The sequence below is a fragment of the Amycolatopsis sp. CFH S0740 genome (genome assembly GCF_004522315.1).
GTDB lineage: Bacteria > Actinomycetota > Actinomycetes > Mycobacteriales > Pseudonocardiaceae > Amycolatopsis > Amycolatopsis nivea.
On sequence record NZ_SDLS01000002.1, the window covers coordinates 60469 to 81134 of the forward strand.

General features: G+C 69.2%; 17 protein-coding genes. 7 read left to right on the forward strand and 10 right to left on the reverse strand.

Annotated elements, in window-relative coordinates; translation table 11 throughout:
• Positions 1 to 4: 4 nt before the first annotated feature.
• Positions 5 to 625: a hypothetical protein gene (locus EIZ45_RS03540; RefSeq protein ID WP_043827287.1), complete on the reverse strand. Its 621-nt coding sequence runs from the start codon at positions 623 to 625 to the stop codon at positions 5 to 7.
• 78 nt (positions 626 to 703) lie between these two features.
• Here EIZ45_RS03540 and EIZ45_RS03545 point away from each other — a divergent pair, with 78 nt between their 5' ends.
• Positions 704 to 2350 carry a DNA repair helicase XPB gene (locus tag EIZ45_RS03545; RefSeq protein ID WP_037807867.1) on the forward strand — a complete coding sequence of 549 codons (1647 nt, stop codon included), beginning with the start codon at positions 704 to 706 and terminating at the stop codon, positions 2348 to 2350.
• Position 2351: 1 nt separating this feature from the next.
• On the opposite strand, the gene EIZ45_RS03550 is transcribed toward EIZ45_RS03545, so the two are convergent.
• Together EIZ45_RS03550 and EIZ45_RS03555 are read right to left on the reverse strand one after the other, a co-directional pair.
• Complete coding sequence (locus EIZ45_RS03550; protein ID WP_037807870.1) at positions 2352 to 2996, reverse strand: response regulator transcription factor; 645 nt, start codon at positions 2994 to 2996, stop codon at positions 2352 to 2354.
• The gene (locus EIZ45_RS03555) at positions 2987 to 4105 is read right to left on the reverse strand and encodes a histidine kinase (protein ID WP_240690546.1); all 1119 of its coding nucleotides are present in this window, start codon (positions 4103 to 4105) and stop codon (positions 2987 to 2989) included. Before EIZ45_RS03555 ends, EIZ45_RS03550 begins: the two co-directional genes overlap by 10 nt.
• A gap of 525 nt (positions 4106 to 4630) precedes the next feature.
• On the opposite strand from EIZ45_RS03555, the gene EIZ45_RS03560 reads away from it, so the two are divergent.
• From EIZ45_RS03560 to EIZ45_RS03570, 3 genes are all read left to right on the forward strand, one after another.
• Entirely contained in the window at positions 4631 to 5275 is a 645-nt protein-coding gene (locus EIZ45_RS03560; RefSeq protein WP_240690547.1) for a DedA family protein, read from the forward strand.
• A 133-nt stretch (positions 5276 to 5408) separates the two neighbouring features.
• On the forward strand, positions 5409 to 6170 hold the full coding sequence (locus tag EIZ45_RS03565) for a DUF4253 domain-containing protein (RefSeq protein WP_134661895.1): 762 nt from the start codon (positions 5409 to 5411) through the stop codon (positions 6168 to 6170).
• A gap of 745 nt (positions 6171 to 6915) precedes the next feature.
• Complete coding sequence (locus EIZ45_RS03570) at positions 6916 to 7767, forward strand: DUF72 domain-containing protein (protein WP_134661896.1); 852 nt, start codon at positions 6916 to 6918, stop codon at positions 7765 to 7767.
• A 685-nt stretch (positions 7768 to 8452) separates the two neighbouring features.
• On the opposite strand, the gene EIZ45_RS03575 is transcribed toward EIZ45_RS03570, so the two are convergent.
• The gene (locus EIZ45_RS03575; RefSeq protein ID WP_167756338.1) at positions 8453 to 11239 is read right to left on the reverse strand and encodes an AfsR/SARP family transcriptional regulator; all 2787 of its coding nucleotides are present in this window, start codon (positions 11237 to 11239) and stop codon (positions 8453 to 8455) included.
• Between the two features lie 68 nt (positions 11240 to 11307).
• Between EIZ45_RS03575 and EIZ45_RS03580 the strand changes: the two genes are divergently transcribed.
• Together EIZ45_RS03580 and EIZ45_RS03585 are read left to right on the forward strand one after the other, a co-directional pair.
• The gene (locus EIZ45_RS03580) at positions 11308 to 12246 is read left to right on the forward strand and encodes an o-succinylbenzoate synthase (protein WP_134661898.1); all 939 of its coding nucleotides are present in this window, start codon (positions 11308 to 11310) and stop codon (positions 12244 to 12246) included.
• 85 nt (positions 12247 to 12331) lie between these two features.
• Entirely contained in the window at positions 12332 to 12541 is a 210-nt protein-coding gene (locus tag EIZ45_RS03585; RefSeq protein ID WP_037807882.1) for a PspC domain-containing protein, read from the forward strand.
• A 66-nt stretch (positions 12542 to 12607) separates the two neighbouring features.
• Here EIZ45_RS03585 and groL read toward each other — a convergent pair whose 3' ends face one another.
• From groL to EIZ45_RS03605, 4 genes are all read right to left on the reverse strand, one after another.
• A complete protein-coding gene (groL, locus tag EIZ45_RS03590) occupies positions 12608 to 14236 on the reverse strand; it encodes a chaperonin GroEL (RefSeq protein ID WP_037807888.1) in 1629 nt (542 codons plus the stop codon).
• Positions 14237 to 14502: 266 nt separating this feature from the next.
• Entirely contained in the window at positions 14503 to 16290 is a 1788-nt protein-coding gene (locus tag EIZ45_RS03595; protein ID WP_370318110.1) for a serine/threonine-protein kinase, read from the reverse strand.
• A 71-nt stretch (positions 16291 to 16361) separates the two neighbouring features.
• A complete protein-coding gene (locus EIZ45_RS03600) occupies positions 16362 to 16565 on the reverse strand; it encodes a cold-shock protein (RefSeq protein WP_009083993.1) in 204 nt (67 codons plus the stop codon).
• A 105-nt stretch (positions 16566 to 16670) separates the two neighbouring features.
• Positions 16671 to 17282 carry an AIM24 family protein gene (locus EIZ45_RS03605; protein ID WP_134661900.1) on the reverse strand — a complete coding sequence of 204 codons (612 nt, stop codon included), beginning with the start codon at positions 17280 to 17282 and terminating at the stop codon, positions 16671 to 16673.
• Positions 17283 to 17416: 134 nt separating this feature from the next.
• Here EIZ45_RS03605 and glp point away from each other — a divergent pair, with 134 nt between their 5' ends.
• Complete coding sequence (glp, locus tag EIZ45_RS03610) at positions 17417 to 18610, forward strand: gephyrin-like molybdotransferase Glp (protein WP_107050886.1); 1194 nt, start codon at positions 17417 to 17419, stop codon at positions 18608 to 18610.
• Between the two features lie 195 nt (positions 18611 to 18805).
• On the opposite strand, the gene EIZ45_RS03615 is transcribed toward glp, so the two are convergent.
• Together EIZ45_RS03615 and EIZ45_RS03620 are read right to left on the reverse strand one after the other, a co-directional pair.
• Complete coding sequence (locus EIZ45_RS03615; RefSeq protein WP_134661901.1) at positions 18806 to 20065, reverse strand: MFS transporter; 1260 nt, start codon at positions 20063 to 20065, stop codon at positions 18806 to 18808.
• Complete coding sequence (locus EIZ45_RS03620) at positions 20062 to 20607, reverse strand: helix-turn-helix transcriptional regulator (RefSeq protein WP_043827274.1); 546 nt, start codon at positions 20605 to 20607, stop codon at positions 20062 to 20064. Before EIZ45_RS03620 ends, EIZ45_RS03615 begins: the two co-directional genes overlap by 4 nt.
• Positions 20608 to 20666 lie beyond the last annotated feature (59 nt).

Here is a 20666-nt window from a genome sequence, read left to right on the forward strand (position 1 = left end):
GGCGCTAGATGCTCGCCCCGGTCGGCTGCAGGCAAATCGTCCGCACCGGCGGTCCCGCGTACACCAGCGACAAGTCCTTCTCGCCGCAGCTCGACGCCGACTTCGCGCCGTCGTGCACGACCGCCCGCGCTTCCGCCTTGGGGTCGTCGCAGGCGACCTTGCCGACCTTCGACTCGTCCGAAACGTCGCGGACGCACTCGCCGGACACGACGTTCAACGCGAGGCACAGCGTCTGGGTCGGCCTGGTGGTGGTGCTGCGCGCCGACGAGTACAGCTCGAACGGCACGTAGTCCTCGCCGCGGCAGGACGACCGGCCCTTCGAGACGGTGTCGACGCGGTAGGTGGCGGCCCGGTCGGAGCAGTCCGCTCCGGTGTAGGTCTGCGTCCTCGACCCCAGCGAAGTGAGGTAGAGGCAACTGCCCGCGACCGGCGGTCCCGCCGAGCGCACGACCGCGGCGAACCCGAACGCGCCGAGCGTGCCGAGCCCGAGCGCCACGACGACGAGAGCGGCGAAGAGCCCCTTCTGCTTGCCCGACACCCGCTTCGGGCCGCCCTGGACCGGCTGCTGCGGGAGCGGCTGGTACGGGTTCGCGGCCGGCGGCATGCCGAACGGTGGTGTGGTCACTGGGTCCCCTCCCGCGGCTTCGTCCCGCCATCTTGGCATCCCCGGGCCGCGGTCCGGGAGGGAACGTATAAAGGAGAGGTGACTGATGGCCCCCTGATCGTCCAGTCCGACAAAACCGTGCTGCTCGAGGTCGACAATCCGCGTGCCGACGACGCGCGGATCGCGATCGCGCCGTTCGCCGAACTGGAACGAGCGCCCGAACACGTGCACACCTACCGGATCACGCCGCTCGCGTTGTGGAACGCGCGCGCCGCCGGGCACGACGCGGAACAGGTGGTGGACGCGCTCACCACGTACTCGCGGTTCCCGGTGCCGCAGCCGCTCTTGATCGACGTCGTGGACGTGATGGGCCGGTTCGGGCGGCTGCAGATCGCCAACCACCCGGCGCACGGCCTGGTCATGACCACGACCGACCGCGCGGTGCTGGAAGAGGTCTCGCGCCACAAGAAGATCAGCCCGATGCTGGGCTCGCGGATCGACGACGACACGGTGATCGTGCACCCGTCCGAACGCGGGCGGCTCAAGCAGGCGCTGCTGAAGGTCGGCTGGCCGGCCGAGGACCTCGCCGGGTACGTGGACGGCGAAGCGCACCCGATCGATCTCGCCGAGGACGACTGGCACCTGCGCGACTACCAGCGGAAAGCGGCGGAAGCGTTCTGGGCGGGCGGTTCCGGCGTCGTCGTGCTGCCGTGCGGCGCGGGCAAGACGCTGGTCGGCGCGGCCGCGATGGCGCACGCCAAGGCGACCACGCTGATCCTGGTCACCAACACCGTCGCCGGTCGGCAGTGGAAACGCGAACTGGTCGCGCGCACGTCGCTCACCGAGGACGAGATCGGCGAGTACTCCGGGGAGAAGAAGGAGATCCGGCCGGTCACCATCGCGACGTACCAGGTGGTCACGCGCAAGACCAAGGGCGAGTACCGGCACCTGGAGCTGTTCGATTCGCGCGACTGGGGCCTGGTCGTCTACGACGAGGTGCACCTGCTGCCCGCGCCGGTGTTCCGGATGACCGCGGACCTGCAGTCGCGGCGGCGGCTCGGGCTCACCGCCACGCTGGTGCGCGAGGACGGCCGCGAGGGCGACGTGTTCTCGCTGATCGGCCCGAAGCGGTACGACGTGCCGTGGCGCGACATCGAGGCGCAGGGCTGGATCGCGCCTGCGGAATGCACCGAGGTGCGGGTGACGCTGACCGAGTCCGAGCGTCTGCAGTACGCCACCGCGGACTCCGACGAGCGGTACAAGCTCGCGGCGACGGCGATGACGAAGATCCCGGTGATCCGGTCCATTGTGGACAAGCACGCCGGCGAGCCGACCCTGGTGATCGGCGCGTACCTCGACCAGCTGGAGATGCTGGGCGCGGAACTGGAGGCCCCGGTCATCCAGGGTGCGACGAAGAACAAGGAGCGGGAGGAACTGTTCGACAAGTTCCGCCGCGGCGAACTGCGCACGCTCGTGGTGTCGAAGGTCGCGAACTTCTCGATCGACCTGCCGGAAGCGTCGGTGGCGATCCAGGTTTCGGGCACTTTCGGTTCGCGGCAGGAGGAAGCGCAACGCCTCGGCCGACTCCTGCGCCCGAAGGGCGACGGACGGCAGGCGCACTTCTACTCGATCGTCTCGCGGGACACAGTGGACACTGAGTACGCCGCACACCGGCAGCGTTTCCTGGCCGAACAGGGCTACGCGTACCACATCGTCGATGCGGAGGACCTGCGCCGACCGCTGTGAATCACGAACCGAGGTAACGGAGAACGGCCAGCACGCGCCGGCTGTAACCCTTTGCCTGCGGCAGGTCGAGCTTGTCGAAGATCGCATTCGCGTGCTTCTCCACGGCGCTCTGCGAGATGTACAGCAGCGTGGCGATGCTCGCGTTCGTGTGGCCCTGCGCCATTTTCTCCAGCACGTCGCGCTCGCGCGGAGTCAGCCGGGCGAGCGCGTCCTCGTGCGATGTGCGGGCGACCAGCCTGCGCACCACCTCCGGGTCGAAGGCCGCACCACCGGCCGCGACCCGGTCCAGCGCGTCGAGAAAGTCGCCGACCTGGGCGACCCTGTCCTTGAGCAGATACCCGACGCGTCCGCCGTCGCCGCCGATCAGCTTGGCCGCGTACCGTTTCTCGACGTACTGGGACAGCACGAGCACACCGGTGTCCGGCCAACGTTCGCGAATTTCCAGCGCGGCACGCAACCCTTCGTCAGTGTGGGTCGGCGGCATGCGAACATCGGTGACGACGATGTCGGGTTGGTGCTCGGCGGTCGCTTCGAGGAGCTTTTCTCCATCGCCGACCGCAGCCACGACGTCGTGGCCTTCCTCCGCCAGCAACCGTACGAGACCTTCCCTGAGCAAGGTCGCGTCCTCAGCCAGAATCACTCGCACGGCAACGTCACCCGCACTGTGGTCGGCCCGTTTTCGGGGCTCTGTACGGAAAACTCGCCATCCATTGCCGCCACTCGCCTCGCCAGCCCAGACAACCCGCCACTCTCGCCTACCTGTGCGCCACCGCAACCATCGTCCGTGATCTCTGCTTCCAGCCTGTTTTCTTGCCGCCGGACGTCGATCGTGACCTTATTAGCGTTGGCATGCTTAGCCGCATTGGTGACCGACTCTGACGCCACAAAGTAGACCACCGTCGCCAATTCCGGCGATGGCTCGTCAATCGCGTAACGAAGGTCGACCGGAATGGTGGCCCGCTCAGCCAGAGACTCCAACGCAGCCTCAAGACCACTCTCGTCGAGCGCGATCGGGTACACGCGCCAGCTAACCTCTCGCAGCTCTCTCAACGCTTCCTGCGATTCCTCATGCGCCTGGCGGACCAGCTCAGCCGACCGCTGCGGGTCGTCCGCCCGACGCGCCCGGCCGAGCAACACCCCCAACGCGACCAGCCTTTGCTGCACCCCGTCATGCAAATCCCGCTCGATCCGGCGACGCTCTCCGTTGACCGCCTCGACCACTTCACTCCGCGTGGTCGCCAGCTCAGACACCCTGCGCCGCAACAGTTCCTGGCTGCTAGGCCCGAAGAACCTCCGCGCCAACCGCCGATCGAGCGCGGCTACGCCAATCAGCCCCTGTCCACAAAGGAACACCGCGATCGCACCGAGGGCCACTACGGGGAGCCAGTCCAGGAGCGTCCCGTCTCCCCCACCGCCAGGAGCCCGCCCGGTGACGAGTTGGACGAAGTAGAACGCCCCCGCCGCGACCCCCGCGCCGACGCACACCCACACTCCCAGCGCGAGAAGCCCGGTCAAACTGCGCGGGAGGAGGTACTGGAGGGCGCGGCGACCGTCGTAATCGTCGCCGTTGCTGGCGTCGAAGAACCGCTTCAGACGGGCGCGTTCTATTTCGGCGAGCCCGCGCGCGCCGCGGAAGACCCGCTGCCGTGCCGCGGGGATGACAAGGAGCGGTGCGGCGAGTACCAGGTACGGGAGCTCGATGAGCGCCGTCAGCGCACCTAGGCCGACACCTGCTGTACGGCGCAGTCTGTTCACGCCGCCCAGGCTAGCCAGCCTGCTGGGGGCGGGGTACTGCGGTTTTCCGCATTTCGCCTGGTCCTCGGTTCTCGGCACGTCCTGTCGGGGCACGTTTCCTGTCTCCCTCGGACTCGTTGCCCTTCCACCCCGACCCGCTGCGGTCTTCGAACCCCGCCTGCCCAGCCATATCCCGCCGACTCCCGCGACCGAACTCGTCGACCCTCCACCCCAACCCCACTGCGGCCTTCCGCATCTCGCCAAGCCTCGAACCCCCTCTGTCCAGCCACCTTTCCCCGCCTCCCGCGAACGAGCTCATTGCACCTCCGCCCCAACCCCACTGCGGTTTCCGCCTCTCGCCAGCCTCTCGGTTTCCGAGCCCTGCCCATCCAGCCACATCCCCCGCCTTCCACAACCGAACGCGCTGCCCTCACCCCAAACCCCACTGCGGTTTCCCGCATTTCCCCGGGTGGCCGACCGCAATGTGTTGCGCGCCTTGGCTTCCTACCTTCGACAACGTCAGCTTTCGCCGTGAAAGGACCCTTCGTGCACCTCTTGCTCGCCGCCGCCCCCGCCGAACCCCTCACCGGACTGGCCGGCTGGGCCGTCGGCCTGATGGACTCGCTGGGCGGCATCGGCGCCGCGATCGTCGTCGGCCTGGACAACCTGTTCCCGCCGATCCCCAGCGAACTCGTCCTCCCGCTAGCCGGTTTCTCCGCGAGCCGCGGCACCTTCAGCCTGCTCGGCGCCCTCTTCTGGACGACCCTCGGCTCAGTCGCCGGCGCCGTGATCGTCTACTGGCTGGGCGCCCTGCTCGGCCGCGACCGATGCCGCGCGCTGCTCAGCCGCCTGCCGCTGATGGACGCCGCCGACTTCGACCGCACCGAGGCGTGGTTCACCCGCCACGGCGGCAAGGCGGTGTTCCTCGGCCGGATGGTGCCGATCTTCCGCAGCCTGATCTCGCTGCCCGCGGGCGTCGAACGGATGCCGTTCGGCCGGTTCATGCTGCTGACGACGGCGGGCAGCCTGCTGTGGAACACCGCCTTCGTCGTGGCCGGCTACCTGCTCGGGGAGAGCTGGTCGCTGGTGGACCGCTACGCGTCGGTGTTCCAGTACGCCGTGCTCGCCGCGGTGGCGGTCGCCATCGGCCTGTTCGTCGCGGTCCGGGTGCGCCGCGTCTCCCGGCGCTGAGTTTTTTTGCCCCTCGACCTGGTCTTTCCCGAGGTTCACCCGAACGGATGAGCGAGTGGCGCCCTGGAAATTGTCGGTGGTTCGAACTACTGTTCGATATGCAGGAACCGAACACCAGTTCGAGGGGAAGCTCATGACGATCGCACCGTTCCGCCCCGGCGTCGGGGCACCGCCGGTCCAGACCTTGCCGCCAGGGCGCTGGCACGGGCGGATCTGGGTGTCGGAGGAACCGCTCACGCACCCGCAGCGGTACCTGAGCTGCGTCGCGGAGTTCGAGCGGTCGGGGTTGTGGCCCGTGCTGATCCCGCCCGACCAGCGCTTCACCGCCCGCGGCGAAGACTGGCTGGACGACCGAGGCCGCCTAGCCCCGGCCGGTCACCGCGTCGCCAACGCCGACCCCGCCGAAGTCCTGGCCCGCTGGTGGGACGGCTCTTGTTGCGACGGAGCCTGCCTGCGCCCGTTCGGCACCCGCTTCCCCGGGTTGGCGAAACGCTCGCACCGCCGCTCGGACCCACTGGCCGAAGCAGGCAACACCGGCTCCATCCTGGCCGCCCGCACCCCGCACCGGCTGGGCCTGGTCCAAGCCGATCGTCCGGCCGACGTCCCAGCCCTCATCGGCTGGACGGGAATGATCAAGTCGACAGACCAGGTCGCGGAACTCTCGGCAGTCCTGCGCAGCTGGGAAGACCGCTTCGGCGCAACGTTGGTGACGCTGGGCTTCGACTCACTGGAATTGTCAGTTTCCGCCCCACCCCGCACCCACGCCAGGGCACTGACAGTCGCGGCGGAGCACCGGGCCTTCAGCCTCCCCACGTACCTCACGCAGCCAGGAAACTTGCGGGAGTACGCGACGTCGCTAGTGCAGTCCCGCCGGTGGAGGTTCTCGTGGGCTTGAGGAAGTGAGGAATGCGCGGGCCGGGCAGATCCGCGGCCCGAGACGGGCTCGCCACAACCGGGGCCCGTCCGACAGACCTGACCAGTGCAGGAATGCACGGGGAGCAGGCGAGTCCAGCCCGTTCGGTGGGCCAGGAAGGCTGCAAGCCTGGCCCACCGAACGGGATGGCTACCTCTCGCCGGGCTCTGGTTACCTCTCGCCGGGTTCCGGCTACCTCTCGCGGGGTTTCGGGAATCTCGCGCGGCTCCGGCACCGCCACCCTCGGCCACCCCGCCACCGTCACCCCGGGTCGCTCCGCCACTGCCGCTGATTCCGGCGCCTCCGCCCGTCTCGGCACCGCCGCTCCCCTCGATGCCACCGCGTTCTTCGGTGCCACCGTGAGCACTGGTGACAACAGCCGCCCCGCCATCCTCGGTCAATCCGCCGCTCCCGCCCGCGTCGGCCCAACCACTCCGGCACTGCCATTCCCCTCGGCACCGTCGCCGGTATTGGCACCACAGCCCGCTCCAGCCCCACCGCCCGCCTCAACTCCACCGCCCCGGTTCCGCGCACTCGCTTCCCCTGTTCTCCTCACCGTCCCCTCCTCGCCCCGTCCCGACGAGCAGGCAACGGAGTCCGCGCCATGAGACCCACGTCCCTTCACCCAGGACATCTGTCCCGATCCTTAGCCCGGCTGTCCCAAAAACAGCCGCGCGGACGCGTTTACCGCAACCGTCCCGGCGGGAATCCTCGGCGGCGAAAGGCGGTGAGCAAGATCGGCCAGATCCGAGTGGGCACGTCCGGCTGGCGCTACCCGCCGTGGCGTGGCGCGTTCTACCCGTCCGGCCTGCCGCAACGGCGCGAACTCGAGCACCTCTCCCGGCAGATGAACGCCGTCGAGATCAACGGGTCCTTCTACTCGCTGCAACGCCCGGAGCGCTACCTCGCCTGGCACACCGAAACCCCGGCCGGATTCCTGTTCGCGGTCAAGGGCGGCCGGTTCATCACGCACCTCAAGCAGTTGCGCGACGTCGAAACCGCGCTCGCCAACTTCTACGCGTCGGGCGTCCTCGCGCTCGCCGACAAACTGGGACCGTTCCTCTGGCAACTCCCGCCGCGGCTGGCCTTCGACCCTGATCGCGTCTCGACGTTCCTCGGCCAACTCCCCCGCACCACCCGCGAGGCAGCCGCGCTCGGGAAGAAGCACGACGACAAACTCAAGTCCCCGCCGTTCCTGAAACCCGGCCCCGACCGGCCAGTGCGGCACGCGCTCGAAGTCCGCCACCCAAGCTTCACCGAACCCGAAGCGCTGGACCTGCTCAGGAAACACCGGGTCGCGCTGGTGACCTCCGACGCCGCCGCGCCGTGGCCGTACCGGGAGGACCAGACCACTGACTTCAGTTACGTCCGGTTGCACGGCTCGGACGAGCTCTACACCAGCAATTACTCCGATTCAGCCCTGCGCGAGTGGGCCGCGAAGATCACCGAATGGCACGACGGCGGCCGCCGCGACGTGCACGTCTACTTCGACAACGACAGCAAAGTCGCGGCCCCGCACAACGCCGTCGCGCTCACCCGTCTGCTCGACCTCCCGATCCAAACCGACCCGGCACAGTGAGCGGACAGTGAGCGCACTTCGGTTGGGTAGCGGTACGGGCCGCCGGTGGTCTACGTGCTGCCGCTGGGGGTCGGCACGCGGACCACCGCGCCCGGCTGCCCTCCGGCGACCCCACGGGAAGCGTGCCGCCAAACGGCCGATCAGCCCCGCTCCAGCCACACCCATCTGCCTCGCGATGCATCCGGCCAGACCGCGCGGCCAGCGATCTTGGGCTGCGGCGACCGGCCGAGGCTGCCCGCGCCTACCGGCCAAGCGCACCCGATCCGCATCGGATTGGTTCAACCAATCACGCACCGCAGCGAGTACGGACGGACCTCACCCCACCGCAAGCCAGCCGACTGCGCCCGCGCCCGACCCGCATCCGAGTGATTCAGTCACGTCAGCAACCGAGCCGCGCCACTGCAGTCCAACGTCGCGACGCCGCGATAAACTACCCCGCACCGCATCCGAGTGATCCAGCCACGTCAACAACCCCGCCGCGCCGCTACAGTCTCAACGTCGTGGCATCGCCGCAAACCACCCGCACCGCGTCCCGGCAATCCAGCCACGCCAGCAACCAAGCCGCGCCGCTACAGTCCCAACGTCGTGGCATCGCGGCAAAACCACCCGCACTAAGTCCGGCAATCCAGCACGCCAGCAGCGAAGCCGCGCCCCCGCAGTCCAACCTCGCGACACCGCGGCGAAACTACGCCCGCACCAACCCAGCCAACTGCGCCCGCACCCGCTCCGCGTCCGGGTGATCCAACCGAGTAAGCAACCGAACCGCCCGTAGCCAGCAATCTCGCGCCGCGGCGGTGCGCCCGTAGCGCAGGTGTGCGGTGCCCAACTCCGAAAGCACATCCGCGGCCTCATACTCCTCGTCCATCGCGAAGAACATGTCGACCGCCTCGGACAGGCATTCGATTCCTTCCACGTGCCGTCCCAAGCCAAGCAGCGCACGGGCCCTCGCGGCCAGTGAGAAGCGGCCCTGCGGCAAATCGTCCGGCGGGACCAACGCCAGCGCCTCGTCCGCGAGCGCCAGGGCCTGCGGGTAGTCCCCCATCATCGCGCACAGGTCGCCCAGGGCGCGCAAAACATTCGCCTCCACCGAGGTGAATCCCAGTTCCCGCGTGATTTCCAGCGACCGCAGGCCGTGCCGGTAAGCCTCTGGGAAATCTTCGATGCCCTGCGCGGTCATCGCCAGGTTGTAGCGCGCCCGCGCCTCCCCCGGCAGCGAGCCCAGTTCCAGTTGCACCGCCAGAGCTTGCTCCAGATATTCGCGCGCCAGCACGTAATTCCGGGCGACTCCCTCGATCACGCCTAGTCCATTAAGGATCGCCGCTTCACCGTGCCGCTCACCGGAATTGCGCGCAGCACGCAAACCGACCTCGAAGACGTACCGCCATTCGTCGACCCGGGCGCGGCCGGCGAAGTAGGTGAACAGCGACCACGCCAAGCGCCAGCATTGCGCGTATCGCCCGATTCGGAACGACCATTGGATCACCGACAGCAGGTTTCCGTGCTCCTCGATGAACCACGCCAGCGCCCGGTGGTAGTCGGAAAACTCGAGTTCGCCAGCAGGCGGGATGGGGCCGATTTCGTCCATCAGCTGGTGCGGACGCATCGCCAAACCCGCGTTTCGCGCCGACGCGATGTACCAGTCGAGCAGGCGTGCGCTGGCCGCCGCGCGCTCGGCGGCGTCGTCTTCCTGATCCGACAGCTCAGTCGCGTAAGCGCGAATCAGGTCGTGGAACTGGTACCGGCCCGGTTTCGGCTGGGTGAGCAGGTGCGTCGAGACTAGCGTGTCGAGAGCGCTCCGAGTGTCCTTTTCGGACCGTCCGTTGAGCGCGACTGCCATGCCCAGCGACAAATCCGGGCCGACCGACAGTGCCAGCGATCGCAGCAGTCGCGCCGCCGCAGGGCACAGAACCCGGTAGGAATACGAAAAAACCGTGCGGATATTGGTTTCGTCGCCGTCGCCTAGATCGAAGGTGCTCAACCGGCCAGCGTCCGAGGGCAGCGCCGCCACGAACTCGCCCAGTGGCAGCCGCGGGAATTGCGCGGCGCGGACAGCGAGGATTCGGATCGCCAGCGGGAGTCCGCCGCAGTACTCCACAAACTTGCCCGCGGCGATCGGGTCCTCGTGCACTCGTTCGACGCCGATGGCCGACGCGAGCAGTTCCACCGCCTCTTCGCTGTCCAATTCGGACAGAGCGATCCGTCGGGCACCGTGTGTCGCGACCAGTCCGCGCAGTTGCCAGCGGCTCGTCACCACCACCAGGCATCCGGGGCCGGGCAGCAAATGGCGCACCTGTTCGGTGCTGTTCGCGTTGTCCAGCACGATCAACAGTCGCCGACCGGTCGTGTAGGTGCGCCAGGTCGCGGCACGTTCGTCCAAACCGGACGGGATTCGGTCGGCGGGCACGCCCAGCGCGAGGAGCATTGTCTCCAGCGCGGCGATCGGCGACACCGGCGCGCCTGGGCCGTAGCCGCGGAGATCCAGGAATACTTGCCCGCCGGTGAAACGGTCGGCGATCTGGTGTGCGAAGTGGACGGACAGGGTCGTTTTCCCTTGTCCGCCCATGCCTTCCACCGAGGCGATCGGCGTGGAGGTGCCGACGTCGAGTGCCTCCGGCAGCAAGGCGCGCAGGGCTTTCAGATCCGCGGCTCGACCGGCGAATGCACCCAGATCAGCTGGAAGCTGGTGCGGGATATGGGGTTCCAGAGGAGTCCGGAAGCGCGTGCCTTCGTCACCGCCCAGCACGAGCCGGTGCGCGCGCTGGAGTCCGGCACCGGGATCAAGGCCCAGTTCCTCGGCGAGCAATCCGCTGATCCGCCGGTGCACCTCCAGCGCCTCGGCCTGCCGTCCGGAGCGGAGCAGCGCGTACATCAGCTGCTCGTGCGGACGTTCCCGCAGCGGATGTTCGCGCGTCAGCCGCTCCAGTTCGGGCACGACAGTGTCGTACTCGCCGACCGTCAGCATCGTCTCGGCCCACAGTTCGCGGACCCGCGTGCGCTCCTCGGCGAGCTGCCCGACCTCGTCCCGGTGCAGCGCATCCGACTCCACGTTCTGCAGCGCCGGACCTCGCCACTGCCCGAGCGCGTCCTCGAAGTACCCGGCCGCCCGGCGGTGTTCGCCTCGTTCCGCCGCGCTGCGGCCCCGCGCCGCGAACTGGCGGAAGCGGCCAAGGTCCACCGCGTTCTCGTCGACTTCCAGCAGGTAGCCGCCGCGTTCGGTGCGGATCGCCGCGCCGTCGCCGAGCGCCCGGCGCAGCCGCAGCACATACGTCTGCAGCGCGCCCTTGGACCGGCGCTGGTCGTCGCCCCACAGCCAGTGGCCGAGCACGTCGACCGAAACGAGCCGGTTGGCCCGCAGCAGCAGTCCGGCGAGCACGATCAGCGGGCGGCTGCCGCCCAGCGGCACCACCTGGTCCCCGGCCAGCACCTCGGCCGGGCCGAGCACCCGGAAGTCGAGGCCGTCCACACGTTCCATTGTGGCGTTGAGACGGCCCCCGCGGCACCTCGGTTCCCGGCGCCGCGGCGATGGCATGATCGGCAGTCATGCAGGTTTACGCGCTCCCGCTGCACTCCCGGTTCCGGGATATCACCGTCCGTGAAGGACTGCTGCTCCGCGGCACCGCCGGCTGGGGCGAGTTCTGCCCGTTCGCGGATTATTCGGACACCGAAAGCGTGCCGTGGCTCGCCGCCGCGCTCGAAGCGAGCGAAGAAGGCTGGCCGGAGCCGGTCCGCGACCGGATCGAGGTCAACACGACAGTCCCCATTTTGTCGCCCGAACGCGCACACGAACTGGTCCGCAAGTCCGGCTGCCGCACGGCGAAGGTCAAGGTCGCCGACAAACGCGCGACGCTGGCCGAGGACTGCGCGCGCGTCGAAGCGGTCCGCGACGCGCTGGGTCCCTCCGGCGCCATCCGGGTCGACGCCAACACGGCATGGGACGTCGACACCGCCGTGCACGCGCTGGGCGAGCTAGATCGTGCGGCCGGTGGACTGGAGTACGCCGAGCAGCCGTGTCCCACGATCGACGACCTGGCTGCCGTTCGCCGCCGGGTGTCAGTGCGGATCGCGGCCGACGAATCGATCCGCCGCGCGGAGGACCCGCTGAAGGTCGCCGTGGCCGGAGCCGCCGACATCGCCGTGCTCAAGGTCGCCCCGCTCGGCGGGGTGCGGCGTGCGCTGGAGGTCGCGGAGGCGTGCGGGTTGCCGTGCGTGGTGTCGTCAGCCGTGGAAACGAGTGTCGGGCTGGCCGCCGGGCTCGCGCTCGCCGGGGCGTTGCCGGAGCTGGATTTCGCCTGCGGACTCGGCACGATGTCGTTGCTGCGCGGGGATGTCTGCACCGAGACACTGTCCCCTGTGGACGGTTACCTGCCAGTGCTGCGCCAGGCTCCGGAGCCCGACGCTTATGCCGAGTTCGCCGCGTCGCCCGAGGTGTCCCGAGTGTGGCTGGACCGGTTCGAGCGGGTCCGGAAGATCAGCGGCTAAGGGAGACTTCAGGGTCGCGGCCCCGGGGCTTTCTCCGGGGCGATCCCGGATGTGCGGGGCCGCCCGGTCGCGGAGTATTGCTGGCATGACGGACAACGTGCAGGCCGCACCGGCCAAGAAGATCTTCCGCAGCCGCTCCGACCGCATGCTCACCGGCGTGTGCGGCGGCTGGGCCAACTACCTCAACGTCGACCCCTCGATGGTGCGCATCGCCGCGGTCGCCGGCGCCGTGCTCTCGGCGGGCGTGATCCTGCCGGTCTACGCCGCCGCTGCCGTCCTGACTCCGGAAGACTGAGCCGGGAACGGGCGAAGCCCGGCCCACCGCGAGGGTGAACCGGGCTTCGCCGGAAAGCAGCCGAACTCAGAAGTCCATGCCACCCATGCCGCCGGACGGGTCGGCCGGAGCGGCGGAAGCCTTCTCCGGCTTGTCCGCGACGACAGCCTCGGTGGTCAGGAACAGCGCCGCGATGGAAGCGGCGTTCTGCAGCGCGGAGCGGGTGACCTTCGTCGGGTCCGGCACGCCGGCCGCGAGCAGGTCCTCGTACTCGCCGGTGGCGGCGTTGAGGCCGTGGCCCTGCGGGAGGGACTTGACCTTCTCCGCCACGACGCCGCCCTCGAGACCGGCGTTGATCGCGATCTGCTTGAGCGGAGCCTCGACGGCGACCTTGACGATGTTCGCGCCAGTGGCCTCGTCACCGGTCAGCTTCAGGCCCGCGAAAGCGGCCTCGGCAGCCTGGATCAGGGCCACGCCACCGCCGGCGACGATGCCCTCTTCCACGGCGGCCTTGGCGTTGCGCACCGCGTCCTCGATGCGGTGCTTGCGCTCCTTCAGCTCGACCTCGGTCGCGGCGCCGGCCTTGATGACGGCCACGCCGCCGGCCAGCTTCGCGAGCCGCTCCTGCAGCTTCTCGCGGTCGTAGTCCGAGTCGGAGTTCTCGATCTCCGCGCGGATCTGGTTGACGCGACCCTGGATCTGGTCGGCGTCGCCCGCACCCTCGACGATGGTGGTCTCGTCACGGGTGATGACGGCCTTGCGGGCGCGGCCCAGCAGCGACAGGTCCGCGTTCTCCAGCTTGAGGCCGACGTCCTCGGAGATGACCTGGCCGCCGGTCAGGATCGCGATGTCCTGCAGGATCGCCTTGCGGCGGTCGCCGAAGCCCGGGGCCTTGACGGCGACGGACTTGAAGGTGCCGCGGATCTTGTTGACGACCAGGGTCGCCAGGGCTTCGCCCTCGACGTCCTCGGCGATGATCAGGAGCGGCTTGCCGGACTGGATGACCTTCTCCAGCAGCGGCAGGACGTCCTTGACGTTGGAGATCTTGGAACCGAAGAGCAGGACGTACGGGTCCTCCAGCTCGGCTTCCTGGCGCTCCGGGTCGGTCACGAAGTAACCGGACACGTAGCCCTTGTCGAAGCGCATGCCCTCGGTGAGCTCAAGCTCGAGCCCGAAGGTGTTGCTCTCCTCGACGGTGACGACGCCTTCCTTGCCGACCTTGTCCAGCGCCTCGGCGATCAGCTCGCCGATGGTGCGGTCAGCGGCCGAGATCGAGGCGGTAGCAGCGATCTGCTCCTTGGTCTCGATCTGGACGGCGGCCTTGTGCAGCTGCTCGGTGATGGCCTCGACGGCCGCCTCGATGCCGCGCTTCAGCGAGATCGGGTCGGCGCCGGCCGCGACGTTGCGCAAGCCCTCGCGCACGAGCGCCTGGGCGAGCACGGTGGCGGTGGTGGTGCCGTCGCCCGCGACGTCGTCAGTCTTCTTGGCAACTTCCTTGACGAGCTCGGCCCCGATCTTCTCCCACGGGTCCTCGAGCTCGATCTCCTTGGCGATGGAGACACCGTCGTTGGTGATCGTCGGCGCGCCCCACTTCTTTTCGAGCACGACGTTCCGGCCCCGCGGGCCGAGGGTCACCTTGACGGCTTCGGCGAGGGTGTTCAAGCCGCGCTCAAGACCGCGGCGGGCGTCCTCGTCGAACGCGATCAGTTTGGCCATTGCGGTGTGGTCCTCCGGTATTGGGCGCTACCGCCGCGCTGTCTCCAGCGGCGGCAGCAGGACACGTCCTCGGCCAGGCTCGGTGCCCGCGACGGACGACTGACGGGTGGGTCAGCCTCACCGTCCCGACCTTCAGGCAGGCGGTCGGTGACCGCTCGCCTAGCACTCGACGGCGTCGAGTGCCAATGCCGTGTTTAGCACTCTCCGGGGTCGAGTGCAAGGAGCGCAGGTCAGCGTCGGTGCACTTCCGCAGCAGGTCGGCCGGGTCAGTGGCTCGGCTGGATGTGGATCGACGACGGCGGCGGGCGCAGCGACGACGGACCGGCCGACTTCGAGCCGCCGGGACCGACCGGGATGTTGGGAGCCGAGGACGCCGGAGCGGTCCCGCCGGTGCCGTTGTCGTCCCCGCTGAAGAGGAAGATCCCGCCGACGACGAGCCCGGCCACGACGAGCAGGCCCAGCGCGATCCACAGCCACTTCAGGCCGCCGCTCTTGGGCTGTTTTTCGAACGCGCCCGCGCCGCCCGCCGGGGACGGCGGACGCAGCCGCATCGGGTCGCCGAAAGCCTGGTTCGGATGGCCCTGCTGGTTGGGCTGGGCGGGGTAGCCGGGCTGGTTCGGGTAACCGCCGTAGCCGGGCGGCGGGCCTTGCTGTCCGGGGCCGGGCTGGCCCGGGTAGCCGCTGTAGCCGGGCGGGGGGCCTGCCGGGGGTTGGCCGGGGTAGCCCTGTTGACCGGGTTGACCAGGCTGCCCGGGTTGGCCAGGTTGGCCGGGTTGCTGCTGACCTGGCTGGCCGAGTTGTGGCTGGCCGGGCTGACCGGGTTGCTGCTGGCCGGGCTGTGCTGGATAACCGGGCGGGGGCTGGTTGCCGTAACCGGCGGGGGCGCCGTAGCCGCCTTGGGCCGGGTAGCCCGCTTGCTGGCCGGGTTGTTGGCCGGATTGCGGAGCGCCCCAGCCGCCGGGGTTGCCCTGGCCGCCCTGGCCCGCGGCTCCGGGGCCGCCAGGTCCACCAGGACCAGCGCCCGGTCCGCCGGGACCGCCTAGCCCAGCAGGTCCACCGGCACCGGGTCCGCCAGCACCGGCGGGACCGTTGGCACCAGGGCCGCCCTGCCCGCCGGTTCCAGGTCCGCCGGGTCCGCCAGGTCCTTGCTGCATGCCCGCCTCCGGAAGTCCGTTCGGCCGGGCGGGGCCCGGCGGGGTGTCCGACGTCGCGAGCGGGCCGAGCGCGACCCTGGCCGCGGCGATCATCGCGACGCAGTTCGGGTAGCGGTCGTTGGGGTTTTTCGCCATGCCCTTGCGGATGACGTCGTCGACGGCGGCCGGGAGCGCGACCACGCTCGCCACCGACGGCGGTTCTCCGCCGAGGTGGCCCTTGATGACGGTGGGGACGTCGCCGCGGAACGGCGGGTTGCCGGTCAGGCAGGCGAACAGGACGCAGGTGAGGGCGTACTGGTCGGTGCGGCCGTCGAGCGGTTCGCCGCGCAGGTGTTCCGGGGCGGCGTAGGTGGGCGAGCCGAGGAAGTCGCCGCCGCGGGTGCGGTGGCCGGTGGCACCGCGGCGGGTGAGGCCGAAGTCGGCGACGTAGACGTGCTCGCGGGAGGTCTCGCGGCTGGTGACGAGGACGTTGGCCGGTTTGACGTCGAGGTGCACGAGGCCGTGGTTGTGCAGCGTGTCGAGGGCGTCGGCGACCTGGTCGAGCAGGCTGAGCGCGCGGGACGGGCTGATCGGGCCCGCGGACATGAGGCCGGCGAGGTCGCCGCCGTCGACCATCCGCATGGCGATGTAGAGCATGCCCTCGAGTTCGCCGAAGTCGTACAGCGGGACGACGTTGGCGTGGTCGATCGCGGAGGTGTTGCGGGCCTCGTCGACGAACCGTTCGCGGAACTCGGCGTCCGCGCCGAGGTGGTCGCCGATGACCTTCAGCGCCACCTTGCGGCCGAGCCTCGTGTCCGTGGCCTGGTAGGTCACGGACATGCCGCCCTTGCCGAGCACCGAGTCGATGCGGTAGTGGCCCAGCTGGCGACCGGTGAGGTCCCCCGACACATCGCCTGTCACGCAGCGCAGCTTAACGCGCCGGTATCCGCTGCCACTGCCGGTTCGCCCAACCGGTCAGCGGACCTGCCTCGCTAGACCTTGCGGACGTCCGCGGCCTGGCTTCGGCCGTCGCGGCCGGACTGGACTTCGAACTCCACGCGGTCGCCCTCGTCGAGGGTGCGGAATCCGTCGGCCTGGATGGCCGAATAGTGGACGAAGACGTCCGGACCTTCGGGGGATTCGATGAACCCGTAGCCCTTTTCCGAGTTGAACCACTTGACGGTGCCGACTGCCACGGCGCCCTCCCTCGGGACAAGAATCCGCTGTCCATCAGCGTGCGAAGTGGAGTTCACGCTACCGGAATCAGCGCTCCCGGCAATGGGGTAATCGGCAGATTCCCCTTACGCCTGCGCTGCTCGCCGGTTGCGCGATTGGACGAGCACGGTTCCCGGTCCGGCGAAATCGAGGACGAGTCCTTCGCCCGTGCGCAGCGATTGCGGACCGCTCGGGTCGAGTGCGCGCAACCGGCATTGCAGGGTGTCGGGATAGGCGAGGAGATAGTCCGGGCGCACGGTGACGATCTCGCCGCGGCCGAGGTCGAACGAGTCGACCGGACCGGGCGCGGTGAGCAGGAGCGGGCCGCGGCCGCTGTAGTGCTCGAGGAACCCGGAATCGGCGCCGAACAACTGCTGCAGCGGGGCCCAGTTCTGGTCGACGCGGACCGTGCTCGGCCGGGCGAGGACGCCCTCGCGGTGCACCGACCAGCCGGTGGACCCGGTGAGCTCGAGCGGGTAGACGTCGCCGGGCCCGAGCGGGGCGAGGTCGACCCAGCCGCCGTCGGCGGGCGCGGTGAACACCGAACGACCGCCCTTGCGGCCGCGGTTCTGGTTCGTCTCGGCCACGTTGAAGCTGCTGGCCAGCAACGATTCCGCGGCCGCCTGCACGGCTTCGCCGGGGGCGAGCAGCACGCGGGCGACGCCGAACCCCGGCGTGTGCCTGGTGTGGACGCGCATGTCAGCGGGGCGTCGCGAGCGCGGCGCGCCCGGGCTGGTTGCGGACCAGAAACTGCATGAGAACTCTCCCCGTACTCCCCGGCTTGTGCCGGGAGAGTGTTGCACGACGGGCAGCAAGAGGGAGGATGGTCCGCGTGATCTCTGTCGACGCCTACCGCGAGACCGTGACCGAACTGCTCGGCCGCGCGCCTGTTCGTACTGTTCCCGTCGCTGATGCGGCCGGGCTCGTCCTGGCCCGCGACGTGCTCGCCGGGGTGGCGCTGCCGCCGTTCGACAACTCCGCGATGGACGGGTACGCCGTGCGCGCCGCGGACGTCGCCGAGGTGCCGGTGACGCTCCCCGTCGCCGACGACATCCCTGCCGGACGGGTCGACGTCAAACCGCTCGAATCGGGTACCGCTCAGCGGATCATGACCGGCGCGCCGCTGCCGCCGGGCGCGGACGCGATCGTGATGGTCGAGGACACCGACCGCGGCACGGCGGAAGTCCAGATCTCCCGCGCGGCCACCGTCGGCAACCACATCCGCCGGACGGGCGAGGACGTCACGAAGGGGACAATCGCGCTGCACGCGGGCACCGTGCTGAGCCACGCACACCTGGGCCTCGCCGCGGCGGTCGGCTTGGCGGAGCTCGAGGTGTACCGGCCGCTGTCGGTGCTGGTGGTGTCGACCGGCACGGAGCTGGTGGAAGCCCCGAATCCGTTGCAGCACGGGCAAATCTACGAGTCGAACAGCGTGATGCTGGCGGCGGCGCTGCGGGAACTCGGCTGCCAGGTCGAGGTCGTGCGCAGCGTGGTCGATGATGTGGCGGAATTCCGCAAGATCATCGAACCGCGCCTGGAAGCGGCAGACCTGCTGATCACGTCGGGCGGGGTGTCGGCGGGCGCGTACGAGGTCGTGAAGGACGCGCTGACCGGGCAGGGCGTGGAATTCCAGAAGATCGCGATGCAGCCGGGCGGGCCCCAGGGATGCGGCCGGTGGAACGGCGTGCCAGTAGTGACGCTGCCGGGGAATCCGGTGAGTGTGCTGGTGTCGTTCGAGGCGTTCCTGCGCCCGGCGGTGTTGTCGGCGATGGGCCATACGGACGTGGACCGCCGACGGGTGCGCGCGCGGCTGACGGAGGACATGCCCTCCCCGGCCGGACGGCGGCAGTATCGACGGGGGTTCTTCACGCCGGTGCTCGGCGAGGTGACCGGGGTGGTCGGGCCGCGCGGTGGGCCGGGGTCGCATTTGCTGGCGGCGTTTACGCAGGCTAATTGCTTGATTGTCTTGCCAGAGGAGGTTTCGGCTGCTTCGGAGGGGGATGAGGTCGAGGTGCTGCTGCTTTAGTGCTGGCTGAGGGGGCAGGTGGGCGGCTGGCGGTAGCCCTTGTGTTGCTGCGTCAACCAGCCGAGCGTCGTCATGCTCGTGGCTCGGTGCCGCTTTTCGCCGCGCAGCAGCCGGATTCCGCACACCAGACGTTCTTTGCCGTCCAGCCCCCGCCAACGCAGCCCCGCCCTCTCCGGGGGACGGCCCTTGTCCAGTCTATCCGCCCCCACCGACAACCCCAGCCCCTTCGACCGGGTTGTCCACAGCAAGCGCGACTTGGGGAAAGTCCCGCTCCCGCCGCAACGGACCCAGCAGCAGCACCCCCAGCGAAGCCAGCTGAACGCCCACCATCGCGAACATCGCCACCCGCACCCCGGCAGCCTGTCCGAGTGCCCCGCCTGCCAAGGCACCCAACGGGATCGTGCCGTAGTTGACCATCGACGAGCTCGCGCTGATCCGCCCGTAGAGATGGCGCGGGCAATACCGCTGCCGAAAGGTCGCGCCCAGCACATTCGACCCCACCACTCCCGCCGCGATGCCGGCTCCGGCGAGGACGAACAGCGTCAATCCCCACCCTGGCTGGGCGAGCGGGCCGAGCAGCATCGCAGGTACCACCAATGCCTCGCACCACAGGAAACCCCACGCCGTGCCGGTCCGTCGGGCGACTCGGCTCACCAGCGTCGCGCCTAGCACCCCGCCTACCTCGCCTAGGGCGAGCACAAGTCCGACGGCCGCCGGGCCCTGGCCCAAATCGTCGACCAGGAAGACCACGGCCACCGCGTAAAACCCGTTCAGGGCAAGGTTTGCGACCCCGCCCGACAGGACCAGGACCCGCAGGTAAGAGTCCCGCGCCACGATTCGCATTCCTTCGGCGATTTCGGTGCGCAACCGCGTTCGCGGACGCGGAGACGGCTCGTCCGCGCGCAGGAAACCCAGACACAGTGCGGAAAACCCGAAGCTCAACGCATCCACGAGCACGCCGCTGACCGGCCCGAACGCCGAAGCCAGCAGCCCGGCCAAACCCGGACCGCCCACTTGTGCCGCGGATTCCGCGCCCTGGAGCCGGACGTTGGCTCCCAACAAGTCCGCATCGTCCACAACGGACGGAAGGAAAGCCCGATAAGCGAGGGAAAAGAAGACTTTGGCGAACCCGCCGACCAAAGCCGAGACCAAGAGCAGCGCAAAAGAAAGAAACCCGAAAGCCCACGAAACAGGCACAGCAAGGAAAGCTGCCAGCTGGATGACGTCGCAGACCAGCATCACCCGCCGTTTAGGCCACCGGTCGACCCAAGCGCCCGCTGGCAAACCCACGGCGAGCCAGGGGATCCAAGCCGCCGCAGTAAGTGAAGCAACCTCGAACGTCGAAGCGTGCAGCGCCAGCAAAGCCACCAACGGAACCGACGCACTGGCGACCGCGCCGCCAACCGTGCTGACCGTCTGTCCAGTCCACAAGAGACGGAACGCGGCACCCCTCACGGCTGCGCTCTGAAACCACGCCCAAACACGAAAACCGGCTCCCGTTCCGTCGAAGGATCCGCTGCGGCTTTAGCCCCGAACTCCTCGAACAGCGCGAAAATCCGATCGTTCAACTCCGCCAATTCCGCAGGCGTCAACCGCATCCACGCATCAGAGGAGAACCACGCGTCGCGCCATTCCTCCGGAGCCGTCTCCATTTCCGAAAGCCAGCCCCGCGACAACGTCATCTGCCGATCAAGGCTCACCGTCTCCGCGACCTCCGCCACCGGATCTCCGGCGAAGTCCGAAGTGGCCCACGACAACGTGCCCGAAGGACGCCGCCACCAGCGCTCGCGGCGGTCCCGCGCCAGTTCCGGCGCTTCGACCACCAAACCGGCCCCGGAAAGCACCTTCAGGTGGTGGCTCACATTGCCCACCGCCTGCCCGGTTTTCTCCGCGAGCACCGACGCGGTGGCCGGGCCGTCGAGTTTCAGCACGTCCAGCAGGCGGCGGCGCAGCGGATGAGACATCGCGGCCAGTACCTGGGAATCGCGGACCTCCATAACGCACAAGAGTAGTTGTACAACAACTCTTGTGCAATAGCCCGCAGGTATCCTCGCGG